Source organism: Marinicauda salina, assembly GCF_003122085.1.
GTDB classification, from domain to species: Bacteria; Pseudomonadota; Alphaproteobacteria; order Caulobacterales; family Maricaulaceae; genus Maricicauda_A; species Maricicauda_A salina.
This window is the reverse complement of record NZ_QEXV01000006.1, coordinates 181,197-199,762: the sequence shown is the minus strand read 5'-3', so window position 1 is coordinate 199,762 and position 18,566 is coordinate 181,197. Positions and strand designations below refer to the sequence as shown.

13 protein-coding genes are annotated in these 18,566 nt (G+C 70.3%); 9 read left to right on the top strand and 4 right to left on the bottom strand.

Going from position 1 to position 18,566, the window contains the following annotated elements:
* Positions 1 to 38: 38 nt before the first annotated feature.
* The 6 genes from DDZ18_RS12815 to DDZ18_RS12790 all read left to right on the top strand — a co-directional run bounded on the left by DDZ18_RS12815 (position 39) and on the right by DDZ18_RS12790 (position 8,239).
* A complete protein-coding gene (locus tag DDZ18_RS12815; RefSeq protein ID WP_109253793.1) occupies positions 39 to 3,335 on the top strand; it encodes a type ISP restriction/modification enzyme in 3,297 nt (1,098 codons plus the stop codon).
* Positions 3,336 to 3,679: 344 nt separating this feature from the next.
* Positions 3,680 to 4,558, top strand: a complete 879-nt coding sequence (locus tag DDZ18_RS12810; RefSeq protein ID WP_109253792.1) for a hypothetical protein — start codon at positions 3,680 to 3,682, stop codon at positions 4,556 to 4,558.
* A gap of 45 nt (positions 4,559 to 4,603) precedes the next feature.
* Positions 4,604 to 5,632 (top strand): hypothetical protein, encoded by a 1,029-nt coding sequence (locus DDZ18_RS12805; RefSeq protein ID WP_109253791.1) that lies wholly within the window; start codon positions 4,604 to 4,606, stop codon positions 5,630 to 5,632.
* A 4-nt stretch (positions 5,633 to 5,636) separates the two neighbouring features.
* Positions 5,637 to 6,617 (top strand): hypothetical protein, encoded by a 981-nt coding sequence (locus DDZ18_RS12800; protein ID WP_109253790.1) that lies wholly within the window; start codon positions 5,637 to 5,639, stop codon positions 6,615 to 6,617.
* Positions 6,614 to 7,612 carry a CPBP family intramembrane glutamic endopeptidase gene (locus DDZ18_RS12795; RefSeq protein WP_109253789.1) on the top strand — a complete coding sequence of 333 codons (999 nt, stop codon included), beginning with the start codon at positions 6,614 to 6,616 and terminating at the stop codon, positions 7,610 to 7,612. Before DDZ18_RS12800 ends, DDZ18_RS12795 begins: the two co-directional genes overlap by 4 nt.
* Before the next feature lie 6 nt (positions 7,613 to 7,618).
* Positions 7,619 to 8,239, top strand: a complete 621-nt coding sequence (locus DDZ18_RS12790; protein ID WP_109253788.1) for an exopolysaccharide biosynthesis protein — start codon at positions 7,619 to 7,621, stop codon at positions 8,237 to 8,239.
* A gap of 179 nt (positions 8,240 to 8,418) precedes the next feature.
* Here the strand turns inward: DDZ18_RS12790 and uvrA are convergent, their stop codons facing one another.
* Positions 8,419 to 11,427, bottom strand: coding sequence for an excinuclease ABC subunit UvrA (gene uvrA / locus DDZ18_RS12785; protein WP_109253787.1), 3,009 nt, complete (start codon positions 11,425 to 11,427; stop codon positions 8,419 to 8,421).
* 34 nt (positions 11,428 to 11,461) lie between these two features.
* Positions 11,462 to 12,412 carry a hypothetical protein gene (locus DDZ18_RS12780; protein ID WP_109253786.1) on the bottom strand — a complete coding sequence of 317 codons (951 nt, stop codon included), beginning with the start codon at positions 12,410 to 12,412 and terminating at the stop codon, positions 11,462 to 11,464.
* A 177-nt stretch (positions 12,413 to 12,589) separates the two neighbouring features.
* On the opposite strand from DDZ18_RS12780, the gene ssb reads away from it, so the two are divergent.
* Both ssb and DDZ18_RS12770 read left to right on the top strand, forming a co-directional pair.
* Entirely contained in the window at positions 12,590 to 13,060 is a 471-nt protein-coding gene (gene ssb / locus DDZ18_RS12775; protein ID WP_109253785.1) for a single-stranded DNA-binding protein, read from the top strand.
* Between the two features lie 13 nt (positions 13,061 to 13,073).
* On the top strand, positions 13,074 to 13,841 hold the full coding sequence (locus DDZ18_RS12770; protein WP_109253784.1) for a hypothetical protein: 768 nt from the start codon (positions 13,074 to 13,076) through the stop codon (positions 13,839 to 13,841).
* Positions 13,842 to 13,850: 9 nt separating this feature from the next.
* Here the strand turns inward: DDZ18_RS12770 and DDZ18_RS12765 are convergent, their stop codons facing one another.
* Together DDZ18_RS12765 and DDZ18_RS12760 are read right to left on the bottom strand one after the other, a co-directional pair.
* A complete protein-coding gene (locus DDZ18_RS12765) occupies positions 13,851 to 14,930 on the bottom strand; it encodes a Kelch repeat-containing protein (RefSeq protein WP_109253783.1) in 1,080 nt (359 codons plus the stop codon).
* 4 nt (positions 14,931 to 14,934) lie between these two features.
* Positions 14,935 to 15,540, bottom strand: coding sequence for a superoxide dismutase family protein (locus DDZ18_RS12760; RefSeq protein WP_109253782.1), 606 nt, complete (start codon positions 15,538 to 15,540; stop codon positions 14,935 to 14,937).
* A gap of 346 nt (positions 15,541 to 15,886) precedes the next feature.
* On the opposite strand from DDZ18_RS12760, the gene gyrA reads away from it, so the two are divergent.
* Positions 15,887 to 18,565, top strand: coding sequence for a DNA gyrase subunit A (gene gyrA, locus DDZ18_RS12755; RefSeq protein WP_109253816.1), 2,679 nt, complete (start codon positions 15,887 to 15,889; stop codon positions 18,563 to 18,565).
* The last annotated feature ends 1 nt before the right edge of the window (position 18,566 follow it).

Sequence of the window (18,566 nt, the reverse complement as noted above, 5' to 3'; positions counted from 1 at the left end):
CAAGGGTTGCGGGAAACACGCCTGCGGGGGAGTGTCGAATGGCGGCTGACGCGCTAGCGGAAGCGATCTCCACGTTCGGCGCAAGCGCCAAGGTCAAGCTGGACAATCCCGCGGCCGCCGGCGAGCCGGAAGACCAGCTTCGCGCGCCGCTCGAAACCCTGCTGAAGGATCTCGCCCCCACGATCGGGCTGAATGCGCGGGAGGCCGCGCTCGTGGGCGAATCCTCTCTCGCCGATCTCAAGACCCGGCCGGACTACGCCGTCACGCGCCGCAGCGCGCTGATCGGCTTCATCGAGGTGAAAGCGCCGGGCAAGGGCGCCGAGCCGAACAAGTTCGCCGACGCCCACGACAAGGAACAGTGGAAGAAGCTGAAATCGCTTCCCAACCTGATCTACACCGACGGCAACGCCTTCGGGCTCTACCGCGACGGCAAGCGCGAACGGCTCGTCCATCTCGACGGCGACGTGCGCACATCGGGAAAGGACCTCGCCGCGCCCGAGGCGCTGATCGCGCTGCTCGCCGACTTCTTCACGTGGGAGCCGATCCCGCCGCGAAACGCGCCGGCGCTCGCGGAGACCAGCGCGCGGCTCTGCCGGCTGCTCCGGGAGGAAGTGCGCGAACAGCTGGCGCGGGAGGCGAGGGCGCTCACCCAGCTCAAGGTCGACTGGCGCAAGCTGCTCTTCCCGGAAGCCACCGACGAGCAATTCGCAGACGGCTACGCCCAGGCCGTGACGTTCGGCCTGCTGATGGCCAAGGCGCGCGGGATCAGCCTCGCCGACGATCTCGATCACGTCGCGAAATCGCTTCGCAGGACCAACACGCTCATCGGCTCGGCGCTGCGCCTGCTCACTGAGGAGAGCGACGAGGAAGACACGCTCAAGACCTCGCTCGCCACGCTCGTGCGCGTGCTCGACGTCGTCGACTGGAACGCCGTCAGCAAGGGCGAACCGGAGGCCTGGCTCTATTTCTACGAACGCTTTCTGAGCGTCTACGACAACACGCTGAGAAAACAGACGGGTTCGTACTACACGCCGCCCGAGGTCGTCACGGCGATGGTCCGGCTCGTCGACGAGGCGCTCAAGAGCCCCGGACGGTTCGGCCTCAACAAGGGGCTCGCCTCGAGCGACGTCACCCTCGCCGATCCGGCCGCCGGCACCGGCACCTTCCTTCTGGCGATCCTGCGCCGCATCGCCGAAATCGAGGAGGCGGACGGCGGCCCCGGCGTCGTGCCCGGCGCGATCGAGTCGGCGCTGAAGAGGCTGATCGGGTTCGAGATGCAGTTCGGCCCGTTCGCGGTGGCGCAGCTGCGCCTGCTCGCCGAAATCGCCGAGCTGACCGGGCTCGATCCAGCCGACCCCATCGACGCCGAGCTGCGGCTCTACGTCGCCGACACGCTGGCCGACCCCGACGAGGAGACCGCCTGGATTCCCTCCGCCCTGACGCCGATCGCGGAGAGCCGCCGGGCGGCGAACCACATCAAGCGCGAGGAGCCCATCACCGTCGTGATCGGCAATCCGCCCTACAAGGAGAAGGCGCGCGATCGCGGGGCCTGGGTGGAGAAGGGCTCCGGCGGCGACCGGGCCATTCTCGAGGACTGGATGCCGCCGCCGGAATGGCGCGTCGGCGAGCACGCCAAGCACCTGCGCAATCTCTATATCTATTTCTGGCGCTGGGCGACGTGGAAAGTCTTCGGCGAGGCCGACGCGGCCGCCGGGTTGAGCGGGCAGGACAGGGGCGTCGTCTGCTACATCACGGTGGCGGGTTTCCTGAACGGGCCCGGTTTTCAGAAGATGCGATCCGACCTCCGGCGCGACGCCAGCGAGATCTGGGTGATCGACTGCTCGCCGGAAGGCCACCAGCCCGCGGTTGGCACGCGCATCTTCCAGGGCGTCCAGCAGCCCGTCTGCATCGTGCTGGCCGCCCGGCCCGCCGACGCCGATGCGAGCACGCCTGCGGCGGTGCGCTACCGCGTCCTGCCCGAGGGCCCGCGGGAAGAGAAGTTCGCCGCGCTCGCCGACATCGCGCTGGACGATGGCGGCTGGCGCGCGTGTCCGGAAGAATGGCGCGCGCCCTTCCTGCCGAAGGGCTCGGCGGCCTGGACCGGCTATCCCGCGCTCGACGCGCTGTTCGACTATGACGGTTCGGGAGTCATGCCGGGCCGGACGTGGGTGATCGCGCCGGACGCGGAGTCCCTGTCGCGGCGCTGGGACCGCCTGGTCTCGGAGACGGACCCGGCGAAGAAGGAGACGCTTTTTCATCCGCACGAAGGCGGTGACCGAAGCGTTCGAAAGGTATTGACGGATGGGCTCCCCGGGCACGAGCAGCGCGCCTACTCCGTCGGAGCTGACGAGGGCGGCGTCGTCGCGCCGGTGCGTTACGGATTCCGCTCGTTCGACCGCCAGTACGTCATCCCCGACAAGCGCCTGATCAACCGACCGAACCCCACCCTCTGGGCGGCGCATTCGGACCGGCAGGTTTATCTGACTGCACCACATGACCGGACGCCCGAGAGCGGGCCGGCTGTAACCGGTTGCGCACTGATCCCGGACCTTCACCACTATGCCGGCCGCGGCGGGCGCGTCTTCCCGCTCTGGACCGATGCGGCGGCAAGCGCGCCGAACCTCAACGCGCGCGTGCTGGCCGAGCTGTCGACGCTGCACGGGCGCGAGGCGACCGCCGAATCGCTGTTCGCCTATATCGCCGCGGTCGCGGCCAACCCGGCCTATACCGAACGCTTCGCGAAGGACCTCAAGCAGCCGGGACTGCGGATTCCGCTCACCGCCGAGCGGGCGCTGTTCGACGAAGCCGCCGTGCTGGGCCGGGAAGTCGTCTGGCTTCACACCTTCGGCGAGCGGTTCGCCGATCCCGAAGCCGGCCGTCCCGACGCGCCGCCGCGCATCGCCGAGGGCGGTCCGACGATCCCGAAAGACGGCGCGATCCCGACCGCTCCGGGCAAGTTTCCCGAGGAGATGCGCTATGACGCCGGCGCGCGCCGGCTGTTCGTCGGCGAGGGCCATATAGACAACGTCACGCCCGAAATGTGGACCTACGAGGTCTCCGGCGTGCCGGTGCTGCGTCACTGGTTCAGCTATCGCCGGAAGGACCGCTCGCGCCCCGTCATCGGCGACCGACGACCGCCCTCGCCGCTCGGCGAGATCCAGCCCGATCATTGGCTTCCGGAATATACGAGCGAACTCCTGAACGTGCTTCACGTGCTCGGGCGGCTGATCGCGCTGGAGCCCGCCCAGGCCGAGCTTCTCGAACGCATCGTCGAGGGGCCGACTGTCGGCGTCGACCATCTGCGGGAAATCGGCGCGATCGACGAGGAAGCGTGAGGCCAGGCCGAGACCACCGATGACGGCCGCTATTTCGCGAGAGGGTAGGCGCCTTCCGCGGCCCTTCTCCCCGCCGGGACGGGCGGGTCTAGACTCCGGTTTCGGTCCGGCGCGCCGGCGCGGCTGCAGGCGCGGCGGGAGGGCCGGGGAGAGGAGTCTCACGCATGGGCGGGCGTTCGGCCGCGAACTCTCACGACTCTCACCGCGCCTGCGGGCGGGGCGGGGCGTCCGCGGCGGGGGTGGTGGTAGTGGTGGGAGTCGGCGTTCGCCCTCCCGGCCCGGGGATAACCTCCCCCGCGCCGGCGCCCTTGGCCCGGCCGCGCGTCCGGGCTAGGTCAGCCGCCATGAGATGGATCGACCCGGGCGCGGTGCGCGCCGCCTTCGCCTTTCCCCTGGCTCATCCCGCCGTCGTCGGCGCCGGCGCGCTCGCCTGGGCGCTCGCCGCGGCGGGGTTCAGCGCGGTTCTCCTGGTCGGCGCGTCAGGCGCCGGCGGGGCGGGGCTGGGCGCGCTCGCGCTGGCGGCGCTCGCGTTCGCAGCGCTCGTCGTCGCGGTCTCGGCCTGGGCGCGCGCCGCGCTGGGCGATTCGAGCCCGGGCGGGTTCGCCGGCTTGCGGCTGGGCGGCGACGAGGCGCGGCTGGCGATCGCGTTCGGGCTCGTCCTGGTGCTCGTCTTCACGGTGCTGGGCACGGCGGGCCTGCTGGCGCTGGCGGTCGTGCTCGGCGTGACCCTGGTCGCCGCGGCGCGGGCCGGCGTCGCGGGCGAGCCCGGGGCCGCGATCGACACCTTCGCCCTGCTCAACGCCGGCGAATGGGTCGTCGTCGGCGCGGTCGGGCTCGCCTTCGCCGGCTTCGCGGCGTGGTTCCTCGCCCGCCTGGCGATGACCGTTCCGGCGACGGTCGGCCGGGGGAAGGCGCAGATCCTCGCCGCCTGGCCGCTGACGGCGGGACGGGTCGGCGAACTCGTCGTCTCCGCCCTCATCATCGCCGCGCCCGGCGCGCTGGTCCTGTGGGGGCTGGACCGGGTGTTCGCCGGCGCGGCGGGAAGTGTCGAGGCCGCGCAGGCCCACCCGGCGGCGTTCGTCGGCGCGGTCCTTGTCGGCGAGCTGGCGCGCATGGTCCTGATCGTCGCGCCGCTGACGACGTTTCTCTGCAACCGCTACATGAAATTTTCGACATCCGGCGCAGCGCCGGACGCGGAAGGCGAGACGCGCGGGGACGAGTGAGCTAGGCTCTCGGTTCGATCATCCAGCCGGAACGGGGGAACGGCCGTGAGCGAGCAGAATTACGATTTCGGGTCGGCGACCTTCTTCTTCTTCAAGACGATCGGACGCCGTCCGGGCGCGGCGCTCTACATCGCCTTTTTCCAGGGGCTGGCCTACGCGGGGCTGTTCGCGTTGATCGGCTGGGCGATGTGGCCGTTCTTCGGAGAACTCCTCCAGGCCGCTCAGGCCGGACGCGAGCCCGACGAAACGGTCATCCTTTCCATGCTCGGCCAGGTCTTCCTCGCCGCCGGGCTCGCCACGGTGCTCTCCATCGTGATCCTGCTGATGGTCCAGGCGGCCTGGCTCAGGCTGATGACGCGCGACGAGGTGGCGGGCGGCATCCCGTTCCGCTTCGGGGGCGACGAGCTGCGCCTGCTCGGCGTGAACGTCATCTTCATCGGCCTGGTCTTCGTGGGCTATCTGGTCGGCGCGCTTCTCGTCGCGCTGGCCATCGGGCTCGGCGCGGGGGTCAACGCCGTCGCCGGCGGCGATGTCTGGGGCGCGCTGGTCGCGGGCCTGATCGGGTTTCTCGGCTTCGTCGTCGTGTTCGTCGCGGCGATCGTCATCATGATCAAGTTCGCCGCCGCGCCGGCCATGACGATCAATGAGCGCGGCTTCCGCCTGTTCGAGGCGTGGAGCGCCTCGAAGAGAATCGTCGGCTGGATGTTCCTGTCCTATCTCGTTCTGATCCTGGTGTTCTTCGTCGGCGGCATCGTTATCGGACTGGTTCAGCAGTTCGCCGTGCTCGGCGGCGTGCTGTCGGCCGCGCCCGGGCTGATGGAGCTGTCGGAGAAACAGATCGAGGACCCCGCGATCGTCTTCGAGGCCGTCCGCGACGCCATGGCCAATCCGGGCGTGCTGATCGCGATCGTCATCACGCTGGTGCTGCAGCTCGCCTTCCAGATCATCGCCGAGGGGCTGTGGCACGGCGTCGGCGCCTATGTCGCCGTGCGTCACGCCGGCGGCGATCTCGCCGCGGCGGAGAATACGAGCGCGCCGGCAGGCTCGGTGGGCGACGCGCCGTCGGAAGGCTGACGGCGTGAATTCGGGGGCATCGCCGGCGACGGTGCGCTTCAATGCGCTGCGCGCCGTCTTCTTCTTTCTCGACCTGTTTCGCAAGCGCCCGGTCAGCTTCGTCTGGCTGAGCGTTTATCACGTCGCGGCCTACGCCGCCGTCGCGCTCGCTTCGGTCGCGGCGGTGGGCCTCTACGGTCCCGAGTACGCCGATGCGCTCGTTGCGCTCGAGGAGGATCCGGGCGTCGCCTCCGGCGTGGAGATGGCCGCCGCCGAGGTGCGCTACTCGATCGCGACGACGCTGGCTTCGCTCGCCTCCATGCTCGTGCTGCTCTTCGTCGAGGCCGCCTGGCTGCGCCTGATGGTCCGCGGCGAGGTGCGGATCGCGCCGCGCTGGGGCGACGAGGGCCGGGTCTTCCTCGCCGGACTCGTCATCGGCGGATTGATCGGGATCGCCGGGCTCTTCGGCTTCGTGGTGAACCTGTTCGTGATCGGGATCGCCGCGGCGGCGGGCGGCGCGCTGGCCGCGGCGATCGTCGGCGTCTTCGTCTCCGCGGGACTGGCGGGTCTCCTGGTCTGGCTGGGCGTGCGGCTGTCGCCGCTCGCTGCGCTGTCGCTGCTGCGTCGTCGCTTCGCCTTCGGCGAAGCCTTCGCCGGCACGGCGGGAATCTTCTGGCCGCTGATGGGCGCCTGGTTCGTCGCCACGCTGGCCTGGTGCGTGCTGGGCGCGGCGGCGTTTCTCGCGGTGCTCTCCGCGCCCGGCCCGCTGGGCGACGCCTATCTGTCGGGCTTCCGCTTCGACGATCCGACCGCGCCCCTGCGCGCCTACGCGGCTGCGCTGGAATCGCGCGAGGCCTTGCGCTTGACGGCGGTCGCGGCGGTGGTCATGCAGCTGGTGCAGCTGCCCGCCGTGCTGGCGTGGCGGGGCATCGGCGCCCGCGCCGCGCTCGCCATCGCCGCCCGGCGCGACGCCGCACCCGTGACAGAGGAAGCAAGCGACGCATGACCGCCGATACGCTTTACGCGCCCTGGCCGGAGGGGTCGCGACGCACCTGGGGCTGGGCGGCGATCGCGCTGGTCGTCGTCTCCTATTTCGTCTCGGCGCTGCCGATCGGGATCGGCGTCGTCGTCTTCACGGTCCAGCGCACGATGGCCGGCGCCGGTCCGGCCGAGATCGAGGCCGCGCTGGCGGGCAGCACGATGTCGTTCCTGATCCCGCTCCTGCTCGCCCAGTTCGTGCTCTGGGGCGGACTGGCGATCGCCTGGGCGAAGCTCTTCGAGAAGCGGACGCTGGCGAGCCTCGGCCTCGTCCTGCGCGGCTGGTCGCGGCGGTACGGCGGCGGCCTGCTCGTCGGGGTCGGTCTGGTCGTGGTGTTGACCCTCGGCGTGGGGTTGGTCGCGACGGGCGCGCCCGAGGCCGCCGACGCCGGGGAACTGGAACTCGCCGGCGCGGACTGGTCGCGTCTCGCCGAGACCGGAATCCTGCTGGCGCTCGTCGGCGTCGCGGCGGTGTTCCTGATCCAGGGCGCCGCCGAGGAGCTCGTCTTCCGGGGCTGGCTGATGTCGACGCTGGTCGCGCGCTGGGGCCGGGTCGCCGGCGTCGTCGCGAGCTGCCTCGTCTTCATGCTCTTCCACGCCCACGTCTTCATCTCGGGGCTGGCCTTCGGCGCCGTGGCGATGCTCGGCGTCGGCGCGACCGGCGTCTTCTTCGCGGTCTACGCGCTGTGGACGCGCAACATCGTCGGCGTCGCCGCCGTCCACGGCGCGTTCAACGCCAGCGCCGTCATCGGCCCGGTCGCGGGGCGGCTGGCCGCCGAACCCGACCGGCCGCTGGGCGACATCGTCTCGGAGGTGTTCGAAAGCGCGACCGGCATGGCCGGCCCCGAAGCCGTCGCCGTCGGCCCGGAGCTGTTCGTCCAGCTTGTCCTGTTCGGCGCGCTGAGCGGTATCATGGTGTGGAGGCTATCGCGCCGCCGCGCCGCGGCGGCCATGCACGAGTAGACCGCCATGACCAACACGGCCGGACGAGGTCCGCGCGGCGACGACGCCGCAACGCTCGAGGAGATCTTCGAGGACATCCTGCGCGCCGAGACCGGCGAGCGCATCACCGTCGACGACATTCTCGCGGGCCTGGAGCACCGCTCCTTCGGGCCGCTCCTGCTGATCCCGACCCTGCTGGCGATCATGCCGATCATCGGCGCGCTGCCGGGCGTGAGCTACGGCATGGGCTTTCTCGCCCTGTTCATCTCGATCCAGTTCGCCGTCTCCGCGCCCAAGCTGTGGCTGCCCCGGCGCATTCGTCGCGTCAGCTTCCACCGGAAGAGCTTCGAGCGCGGCGTGGAGAAGGCGAAACCCTGGCTCAGGCGCGTCGATCGGCTGATCCTGCCGCGCTTCCACATCGCCTTCCAGGAGCCGATGCCCCGCCTCGTGGCGCTGCTGTGCGTCGCGTTGAGTCTGCTCATGGTGATCTACGCCACCGTGCCCGGCGGCGTGGTGATCCCCGCGCTGGCGCTGCTTCTGATCGCGCTGGCGCTGACCACCCATGACGGGCTCTTGCTCCTGCTGGGAGTCGGCGCCTCGGTCGCCGCGATCACCGGCACGGTCTGGCTGGCGATGCGGGTGTTTTGAGGGGGCAGGCGTCCTGACGACGGGATGACCGCCGGATCGTCATTCCCGCGAAGGCGGGAACCCAGAGAGGATCGAGGGTCATCGCCAGCGATCCAGGCTCTCTGGGTCCCCGACAGCCTTCGGCTTCGGGGATGACGAAGACGTAGAGATCGGGCCTCGAAGGATGGGAAGACGCGCTCTTACCCCGCCTTCCTGAGCTTCGCCTGGCGGGCGCGGTCGCGCTCGAGCATCGGCTTGAGGAAGCGCCCGGTCCAGCTGGCCTCGACTTCGGCGACGTCCTCCGGGGTTCCCGCCGCGACGACCTCGCCGCCGCCGTCGCCGCCCTCGGGGCCGAGATCGATCAGCCAGTCGGCGGTCTTGATGACGTCGAGATTGTGCTCGATGACGACCACGGAATTGCCGGCGTCGACGAGGGCGTGGAGCACCTCCAGCAGCTTCCTCACGTCCTCGAAATGCAGTCCCGTCGTGGGCTCGTCGAGGATGTAGAGCGTCCGGCCGGTGGCGCGCTTGGACAGCTCCTTGGACAGCTTCACGCGCTGGGCTTCGCCGCCCGACAGGGTGGTCGCGGGCTGGCCGACCTTGACGTAGCCGAGCCCGACGCGCTGCAGCGTCTCCATCTTCTCGCGCACGCTGGGCACGGCCTTGAAGAAGTCCGCGGCCTCCTCGACGGTCATGTCGAGCACGTCGGCGATCGATTTGCCCTTGAACCTTACTTCCAGCGTCTCGCGGTTGAAGCGCGCGCCCTTGCACACGTCGCACTCGACGAAGACGTCGGGCAGGAAGTGCATCTCGATCTTCACCACCCCGTCGCCCTGGCAGGCCTCGCAGCGCCCGCCCTTCACATTGAAGGAGAAGCGGCCGGGCTTGTAGCCGCGCGTCTTGGCCTCGGGCAGCTGGGCGAACCACTCGCGGATCGGCGTGAAGGCGCCGGTGTAGGTCGCGGGGTTCGAGCGCGGCGTGCGCCCGATCGGCGACTGGTCGATGTCGATGATCTTGTCGAGCCGGTCGATGCCCTCGATCCCGTCATGCGGGGCGGGGACGGCCGCGGCGCCGGAGAGCTTGCGCGCGGCGGCCTTGTAGAGCGTCTCGATGGTGAGCGTCGACTTGCCCCCGCCCGACACGCCGGTCACGCAGGTGAACACGCCGAGCGGGAAGCTGGCGTCGACGGACTTGAGATTGTTGCCCGTCGCGCCGCGCACGGTGACGGCCTTCTTCGCGTCGACCTTCCGGCGCGTCTCGGGCAGGGGCACCATGCGCGCGCCGGAGAGATACTGGCCGGTGAGGCTGTCCGGCGCGGCGCGGATATCGTCCGGCGTTCCCTGCGCGATCACCTCGCCGCCATGGACGCCCGCGGCCGGGCCCAGATCGAGCACGTGATCGGCGGTCTCGATGGCCTCCTCGTCGTGCTCGACCACGATCACCGTGTTGCCGAGATCGCGCAGCCCCTTGAGGCTCTCGAGCAGGCGCGTGTTGTCGCGCTGGTGCAGGCCGATCGAGGGCTCGTCCAGGACATAGAGCACGCCGGTGAGGCCCGAGCCGATCTGGCTGGCCAGCCGGATGCGCTGGCTCTCGCCGCCCGACAGCGTCGCCGAGGCGCGGCTGAGCGTGAGATAGTCGAGCCCGACATCGTTGAGGAATCGCAGCCGGTCGCGGATCTCCTTGAGGATGCGCCCGGCGATCTCCTGCTTCTTGGGCGTGAGCGCGCTCTCGACAGTGTCGAACCATTCGCGCGCGTGACGGATCGATTTCTCGCCGGCGTCGGCGATGTCGAGCCCGGCGATCTTCACCGCCAGGGCCTCGGGCTTGAGCCGCTTGCCGCCGCAGGTCTCGCACGGCTGGGCCGACTGGTAGCGCGACAGGTCCTCGCGCACCCAGCTCGAATCCGTTTCGCGCCAGCGCCGCTCGAGATTGGGGATGACGCCCTCGAACGCCTTCGTGGTGGTGAACTGCCTGAGGCCGTCCTCGTAGGTGAACTTGATTTTGTCGGACGTGCCGTAGAGCACGGTGTCCCGGAACGCCGGATCGAGATCGCGCCAGGGCGTGAACATCGAGGCGCCGTAATGGTGCGCCAGCGCATCGAGCGTCTGCTGGTAGAGCTTCGAGGTTCCCCGCGCCCAGGGCGCGATCGCGCCGTCATAAAGCGTCTTGTCGCGGTCGGGGACGACCAGGTCCTCGTCGAACTTGAGGTTCACGCCCAGCCCGTCGCAGGCGGGGCACGCCCCGGTCGGGTTGTTGAACGAGAACAGGCGCGGCTCGATCTCGGGAATGGTGAAACCCGAGACCGGGCAGGCGAAGCGCTCGGAGAAGACGATGCGCTCGCCCTTTTCGTAGGAGCGCGGCGCCCCCCACCCCGACTCTCCCCCGGCGGGGGAGGGAGCGGCGCTTTCGCCGACGCCGGCTGCATCGCTTTCACCCTCCCCTTCAGGGGAGGGATGGGGTGGGGTGGGCTTCATCGCGGCGTCGCTCGCGAACTCCGCCATCGCGATGCCGTCGGCGAGCCGGAGCGCGGTCTCCAGCGAGTCCGCGAGCCGCTGCTCCAGGCCCTCCTTGATGACGACGCGATCCACGACGACGTCGATGTCGTGCTTGAACTTCTTGTCGAGCGTCGGGGCGTCCTCGATCGGGTAGAATTCGCCGTCGACCTTCACCCGCTGGAAGCCCTGCTTCATCAGCTCGGCGAACTCCTTGCGGTACTCGCCCTTGCGGTCGCGCACGATCGGCGCGAGCAGGTAGAGCCGCGCGCCGTCCTCGAGCGCCATCAGCCGGTCGACCATCTCGGTGACGGTCTGGGCGGCGATCGGCTCGCCGGTCGCAGGCGAGTAGGGCGTGCCCACGCGCGCCCAGAGCAGGCGCATGTAGTCGTGGATCTCGGTGACGGTGCCCACCGTCGAGCGCGGGTTCTTGGACGTCGTCTTCTGCTCGATCGAGATCGCCGGCGACAGGCCCTCGATGGAGTCCATGTCGGGCTTGCTCATCAGCTCGAGGAACTGGCGGGCGTAGGCCGACAGGCTCTCGACATAGCGGCGCTGGCCCTCGGCGTAGATCGTGTCGAAGGCGAGCGAGGACTTGCCCGAGCCGGACAGGCCGGTGAACACGATCAGCTCGTCGCGCGGCAGATCGACCGAGACGTTCTTGAGATTGTGTTCGCGCGCGCCGCGCACGGCGATGACTTTGCGTCCGTCGGCCATTCTTTTCCCGGTCACCTCGATCGTTCGCGCCCGGTCACGGGCGCGCGTATCCGAATGCGTCGTAGTCCCGCGCGAAATAACGCGCCAGCAGGTCGCGCGTCGCGGGGTGGTCGCGCAGCGCGGCCGCGTCGATCGCCGGCGCGGGCGTCCTGCGGTAGGTAAGCGGATCGATGCCGGTCTCAACCGCCTCGCGCCGCGCGGCCGCGTCCGAGGCCGCCTGCCGGCTGTGATGGAAGGACTGGCCCAGCGCCTCCATCCTCGCGTCGGAGCTGGTCTCCAGCCCGAAGCGCGCCTCGATCGCCCGGAAGGCGTCCGCGCCGTCCTCGATCCGCACATAGCTTATCCGGTCGGCGCAGGCGCGGTCGACATGGCCGTGCTGCGGGGCGAAGTGGCCGTCCATGCGCCAGACCGGCGTCGCGTTCAGCCAGCGCAGATAGTCGTGGAAGGACAGCCGCGTCTCCAGCGGCGTTCCCGCGCCATGGGCGAATGCGAGCGCGGCGGCGCGCCAGGGCGCGGCCCAGTGCCGGCGCTCGGGATTGAAGACGTGCTTCTCGTGCAGGCTGAGATAGCCGCCATAGGCGCGCGCCGTCGGCTCGCGGACGACCTTCACGATCGGGAGTCCGTCGCGCACCGCGGCCTCGACTCCGCGGCGATAGCCGGGCGCGGCCTTGATGACGCCGGTCTCGAAATTGTGGATCCAGCGGTCGTGGGCGAGCGCCTCGTCGAGCCGGCCGAGATGGTGCAGCCACCATTTCAGCGCCGTCGTCGAGGCCGCCTTCTGGCTGAGGCACAGGAGGAAGGGCAGGGCGGGATCCCAGAGCGGCAGCCGGCCGTGCTCGGCGAGCCCGCGCTGGCCGAGCGCCCAGGCCAGGGCCGCCTGTGCGGCGGGGCGATCGCGGAGGCGGTCGTCGAGGAGGCGGGACAGGGGCATCGCACCGGGAGCTGCGGCGGGCGGCGGGTCGAGCGCGGGCGTTGTCGTGGACATGGCCGCGACGGTCTCCTGTTAGCGCGCCGCGGCGGTCGAGGCCAGCCGCGGCGGCCGCGGCGCCCCGTGGACTCGGGCCCGCGCATCCGCTCAACTGCGCGCCGACTCGCGCGGGTTTGACGCGCGGAACATTATGTGAACAAATTTGCGAAGACAAGCAGACAGGAGCGGGCGGTCATGGCCGGAAGCGTGAACAAGGTCATCCTGGTGGGCAATCTCGGCGCGGATCCGGAGATCCGGAAGCTGAACTCCGGCGATCCGGTTGCCAATCTGCGCGTGGCGACCTCGGAGCAGTGGCGCGACAAGGCCACCGGCGAGAAGCGCGAGCGCACCGAGTGGCACAACGTGGCGATCTTCAACGAGAATCTCTGCCGGGTCGCGGAGAACTATCTGCGCAAGGGCTCCAAGGTGTATATCGAGGGCCAGCTGCAGACTCGGAAATGGCAGGACCAGTCCGGCCAGGACCGCTACACCACCGAGGTGGTGCTGCAGAAGTTCCGCGGCGATCTCCAGATGCTCGACACGAAAGGTTCGGGCGGCGGCGGCTACGAGCAGGTCGGCGCCGGCGGCGGCGGCCAGCGCCAGATGGAGGATCGCCCGCGCGAGAACTTCTCCTCCGACACGCTCGACGACGACATCCCGTTCTAGGGGCGGGCGTTGCATGCGGCGTTTATTCCAGGCGCTCCTGTTCGGCGCGGCGGCCTTGCTCGCCGCCTGCGCCGGCGGACCCGCGGCCGATGATGCGTCCTCGCCGGAGCCCGCCGAGGTCGCCGTCATCGCGGCCATGCACGGCTTCCACGCCGACCATCCCGGCTATGATTACGAGGCGCTGTACGCGCTGGTGCGCGCCTATGATCCCGACGCCGTGGGCGTGGAGATCCGGGCCGAGGACCTGGAGCGGCCGCGCGACTATCTGGCTTCCAACTATCCCCGCGAGATGATCGCGCTGGCCGACGCGTACGCGGGCCGCGTCTTCGGATTCGACTGGCTCGGCGCGGAGCTGGAACGCCGGGCCGTGCCTGACGGTTGGTGGCGGGAGCAGAGCGAAATCAAGGCGCTGGAACGGGCTTTCGACGCAGAGCCTGACTTCCCGGACGCGCAGATGACGGCGTTCGACGACGCCCAGCTCGCCCTGTTCGAGGAGGCCACGCCCGAAGGCCTCCATGACGGCCGCTATGACGACGTCACCGAACGCAAATACGCCTATTTCCGCGAACGCGTCGCCGGCACGCCCTATGAACGGCTCGGTGCGTTCTACGCCGAACGCGACCGCCGCATCGCCGAGGCGATCCGCGCCGAGGCCGCCGCGCGGCCCGGCCAGCGCATCGTCGTCGTGCTCGGCGCCGATCATCGCGCCGCGACCCTGGAGGCGCTGCGAGCCGATCCGTCCGTGCGCCTGCGCGCCGTCCCGCCGCCGGGCTTCGACTGAGCGGGGCGATCAGCCCGGCCGGAATATCTCCACGATGTCCGTCGTCCCATTCCCGCTCGGCTGCGCCGCGCCGGCGATGACGTGGATGGCGCCGTCGAGCGTCACCGCGCCCAGGCCGTGGCGCGGGGTGGGCATGCGGCCGGCCTCGCTCCATGCGTCGGCTTGCGGGTCGTACGCCCAGACCTGGTCGTAGACCCCGCCGCCGGTGGAATCGAACCATTCCCCGCCGAACGCGTAGAGCCGCCCGCCGAGTTCGGCCATCGCCAGCCCGCCCGAGCCGCGCGGCCCCGCCTCCGGGGCGGGGAGCGGCGCCAGCGTCTCCCAGCGATCGGTTTCGGGATCGTAGGCCTCGTGGACGGGCGTGTTGCCGCCGCTCACCGTGCGCCCGCCGACGACGTGGAGCCGGCCGTTCAGCACCGCGCCGGCCGCCGAGTTGCGCGCCGTCGGCGCGGGCGCGGCGACCGTCCACGCCTCCGATCCGGGATCGAGGACGAGATGGGCGTTGGTGTCGGCGTGGTGGGGCCACTCGCTGTTCTGCAGCCCCGCCGGCCGGCGGCCGGTGACGACATGGATGCGTCCGCCGACGACGGCGGCGACGGTCTCCGCCCACGGCGTCGGCATGCGCGGACCGCCGGTCCATTCATTGCGATCCGGGTCGTAGACCCGCACCGCATCGCTCATCGACCAGGCGCCGCCATTCGCCGCTGTGAAGCCGCCGATGGCGTAGAGCCGGCCGGCGAGGCCGACGCAGTTGGGGTGGTGGATGGGCAGCGGCAGGCGGGGGCGGGCGCGCCATGTTTCGCGGCCCGGGTCGTATTCGAAGAAGCGGTCGGAGATGCCGATCCGCCCCGTGCCCGCGTCGGGCGAAAGCCCGCCGGCGAGCCAGATCCGCCCGTCGAGCGCGGCCGGATAAATCTCCTGGACGCGGATCGGCAGGCGGGCGCCCGAGCGCCAGCCCGGCGTCATCGGCGCGGCCGCGGGCGCGGCCCGCTGCTCGGCGCCGCACGCCGCGGTCGCCGAGGCCAGGCCCGCGCCGACGGCGATCAGGCCGCCGGTGACGTGTCGTCGACTGGGGCGCTCGAGGCTCATCGGCTCAGCCCGCCTCGATCACGCCGCACAGGATGCGCGGGCCCGCGCCGCCGATGGGCTGGGAGCTGTGGTCGTCGGGATTGGCGTGCAGGATGAAGGCCGAGCCGTCCGCGTCGAGCAGCGCCGGCGCGTCGGTCCGGCCGTCGATGCTGACCCGGGTGGTGTAGAACTCGGTCATCAGCGCCCCGTCGGCATGGATCCAGAAATTGCCGAGATCGGCGTTGTCCGGGCCGTCGGGATTGAGCAGGCCGTGGGCGCGGCCCGACGGATTGATGTGGCTGCCCGCCGAGGTGAAGTCGCTCGCCGAGCAGTCGCCGGTCTCGTGAAGGTGGCCGCCGTGCCAGGCGCCGCGCGCGTCTTCCGGGAGGCCCTCGGCCTCGATGCGGATGACGACGCCCTCCGGGCCCTGGGTGAAGGCGGCGGTTCCGACCTCGCTTCCGTCCGTCGTGATCAGCCGCGCCGTGGCGGCGGCGACGGAGTCGCCTGCGGGCGTCGAGGCCGCGTCGGCCGACTCGGGAGAGCCGGCGGCCTCGTCCCCGTTTTCCTGGGCGCAGGCCGCCACCCCGGCGAGCGCGGCGGCGGAGGCGGCGAGAATCAGGCGGAACGGCATCGAAAATCTCCCTTGCAGCGCCGGCGCGCGGGTCGCGCGCCGCTTCCGCATCAACGTCCGGGGAACCTAGCACGCTCCGCGGCTGTGACGAGGCGGTGCAGCTACGCCGCGCGTTTGCCGGAATGCGGCGGGCTTGGTACACCCGTTCCGAACCCGCTCGCGCCCGATTCCGCGCGGGCGCCGGCCAGGGATTTCCCGCCTTTCGGGCGCGGCCCGCGCGCCCGACGCCCGGAACATCGAACCACGAGGACGACCCGATTTGAGCGATCTTCCCCCCGAAGACCGGACCCCCGAGGAAGGCGAGCCGCCGCGCCAGGAGGGGCCGGGCGTCGCCATCGAGGAGGAGATGCGCCGCAGCTATCTCGATTACGCGATGAGCGTGATCGTGAGCCGCGCCATCCCCGACGCGCGCGACGGCCTGAAACCGGTGCATCGCCGGATCCTCTGGTCGATGCACGAGAACGGCTACACGCACGACAAGCAGTACCGGAAATCCGCGCGCGTCGTCGGCGACGTGATCGGTAAGTATCACCCGCACGGCGACTCCGCCGTCTACGAGGCGCTCGCGCGTATGGCCCAGGACTTCTCTATGGGCCTGCCGCTGCTCGACGGCCAGGGCAATTTCGGCTCGGTCGACGGCGATCCGCCCGCGGCCATGCGTTACACCGAGGTGCGCATGGACCGGCCGGCCGAAGCGCTGCTGGCCGACATCGACAAGGAAACCGTCGACTACCAGGAAAACTACGACGCCACCGAGAAGGAGCCGGTCGTCCTGCCGGCGCGCTTCCCGAACCTGCTCGTCAACGGGGCGGGCGGCATCGCGGTGGGCATGGCCACCAACATCCCGCCGCACAATCTCGGCGAGGTCGTCGACGCCACTGTCGCACTGCTCGAGGACCCGGACATCGACGACGGCGAACTGCTCGAGATCATCCCGGGTCCCGACTTCCCGACCGGCGGCGAAATCCTCGGCCGCTCCGGATCACGGAGCGGGCTCCAGACCGGGCGCGGCTCGGTGCTGGTGCGCGGGCGGTGCACGGTCGAGGAGACCCGGAAAGATCGCGAGGCGATCATCGTCCACGAGATCCCCTACCAGGTGAACAAGGCGACGATGATCGAGAAGATCGCCGAACTCGTGCGCGAAAAGCGCGTCGAGGGCATCTCCGACCTGCGCGACGAATCCGACCGCTCGGGCATGCGCGTGGTGATCGAGCTCAAGAAGGACGCCAACGCCGAGGTGATCCTCAATCAGCTCTATCGCTGGAGCCCGCTGCAGACCTCGTTCGGGGTCAACATGCTCGCGCTCATTGGCGGCAAGCCGCAGCAGGCGGGGCTCAGGACTTTCCTCGAGACCTTCATCGCCTTCCGCAAGGACGTCGTCGCCCGGCGCGCCAAGTTCGAGCTGAAGAAGGCGCGCGACCGCGCCCATGTCCTGGTCGGTCTCGCCGTCGCGGTGGCCAATATCGACGAGGTGATCAAGCTCATCCGGTCCGCGCCGGACCCGCAGACGGCCCGCGCCCAGCTCAAGGAGCGCGCCTGGCCGGCGGGCGACGTGGCGCCGCTGGTCGAGCTCGTCGCCGACCCGCGCTCGGTCATCCGCGAAGGCACGATCAAGCTCACCGAGGAGCAGGCCAAGGCGATCCTCGATCTGCGCCTGCACCGCCTGACGGCGCTCGGCCGCGACGAGATCGGCGACGAGGCCGAGAAGCTCGCCGCCCAGATCGCCGACCTGCTGGAGATCCTCAAGAGCCCGAACCGCATCCGCGAGATCATTCGCGACGAGCTCGTCGAGGTGAAGGATCGCTTCGCCGTGCCGCGGCGCACCGCGATGGTCGAAGGCGATCTCGAGATCGAGGACGAGGATCTCATCCCGCGCGAGGACATGGTCGTCACGCTCACCCACGGCGGCTACGTCAAGCGCACGCCGCTGGCGACCTACCGCGCGCAGAATCGCGGCGGCCGCGGCCGGGCGGGCATGGCGATGAAGGAGGAGGATTTCGTCGCCACGCTGTTCGTGGCCTCCACCCACGCGCCGCTGCTCTTCTTCACCTCCGACGGCATGGTCTACAAGACCAAGACCTGGCGGCTGCCGCAGGGCGCGCCGAACGCGCGCGGCAAGTATCTGACCAACCTCCTGCCGGCCCTGAGCGAGGGCGCCTGGATCACCTCGGTGATGGCGCTGCCGGAGGACGAGGAGAGCTGGGGCGAGTACGACGTCATGTTCGCCACGACCGAGGGCACGGTCCGGCGCAACAAGCTGTCCGACTTCGTCCAGGTCAATCGCAACGGCAAGATCGCGATGAAGCTCGACGAGGACGCCGGGCGCATCCTCGACGTGCGCCTGTGCCGGCCCGATCAGGACGTGCTGCTGGTCACCGCCAACGGCAAGGCGATCCGCTTCCCCGTCACCGACGTGCGCGTCTTCGCCAGCCGGAATTCAACCGGCGTGCGCGGAATCCGGATGGAGCCGGGCGACCGGCTGATCTCGATGGCGATCCTCAATGCGCTGGAGGTCTCCCGCGGCGAGGTCCGCGCGTACATCAAGCAGCGCCGGGCCGAGCTGCGCAGCGACGCCGACGAGGAGCTCGACGGGCACGAGGCCGACGTCGCCGAGGACGAGGACGGCGAGGACGAAGAGGTCTCGCTGTCCAATGTCCGGTATCTGGAGATGAAGGCGAACGAGGAGATGCTGCTCGCCGTCGCCGAGTCCGGCCTCGGCAAGCGCGTCATTTCCTACGAGTATTTCCGCCAGGGCCGCGGCGGCCAGGGCGTCTGGACCAAGGACAAGCGCTTCCCGGAGCCGCTCGTCGCCTGCTTCCCGGTGACGGACGGCGACACCGTCATGGCGGTGACCGACGGCGGCCAGCTCATCCGCTTCCCCGTCGACACTGTGCGCATCGCCGGCCGCGCGACCAAGGGCGTCAAGCTGATCCGGCTGGAGGAGGACGAGAAGGTCGTCTCCGTCGTCCGTGTCGCGGAGAACGACGAGGCCGTCGACGAGGGCGACGCCGAGCCGGAGGCCTAGC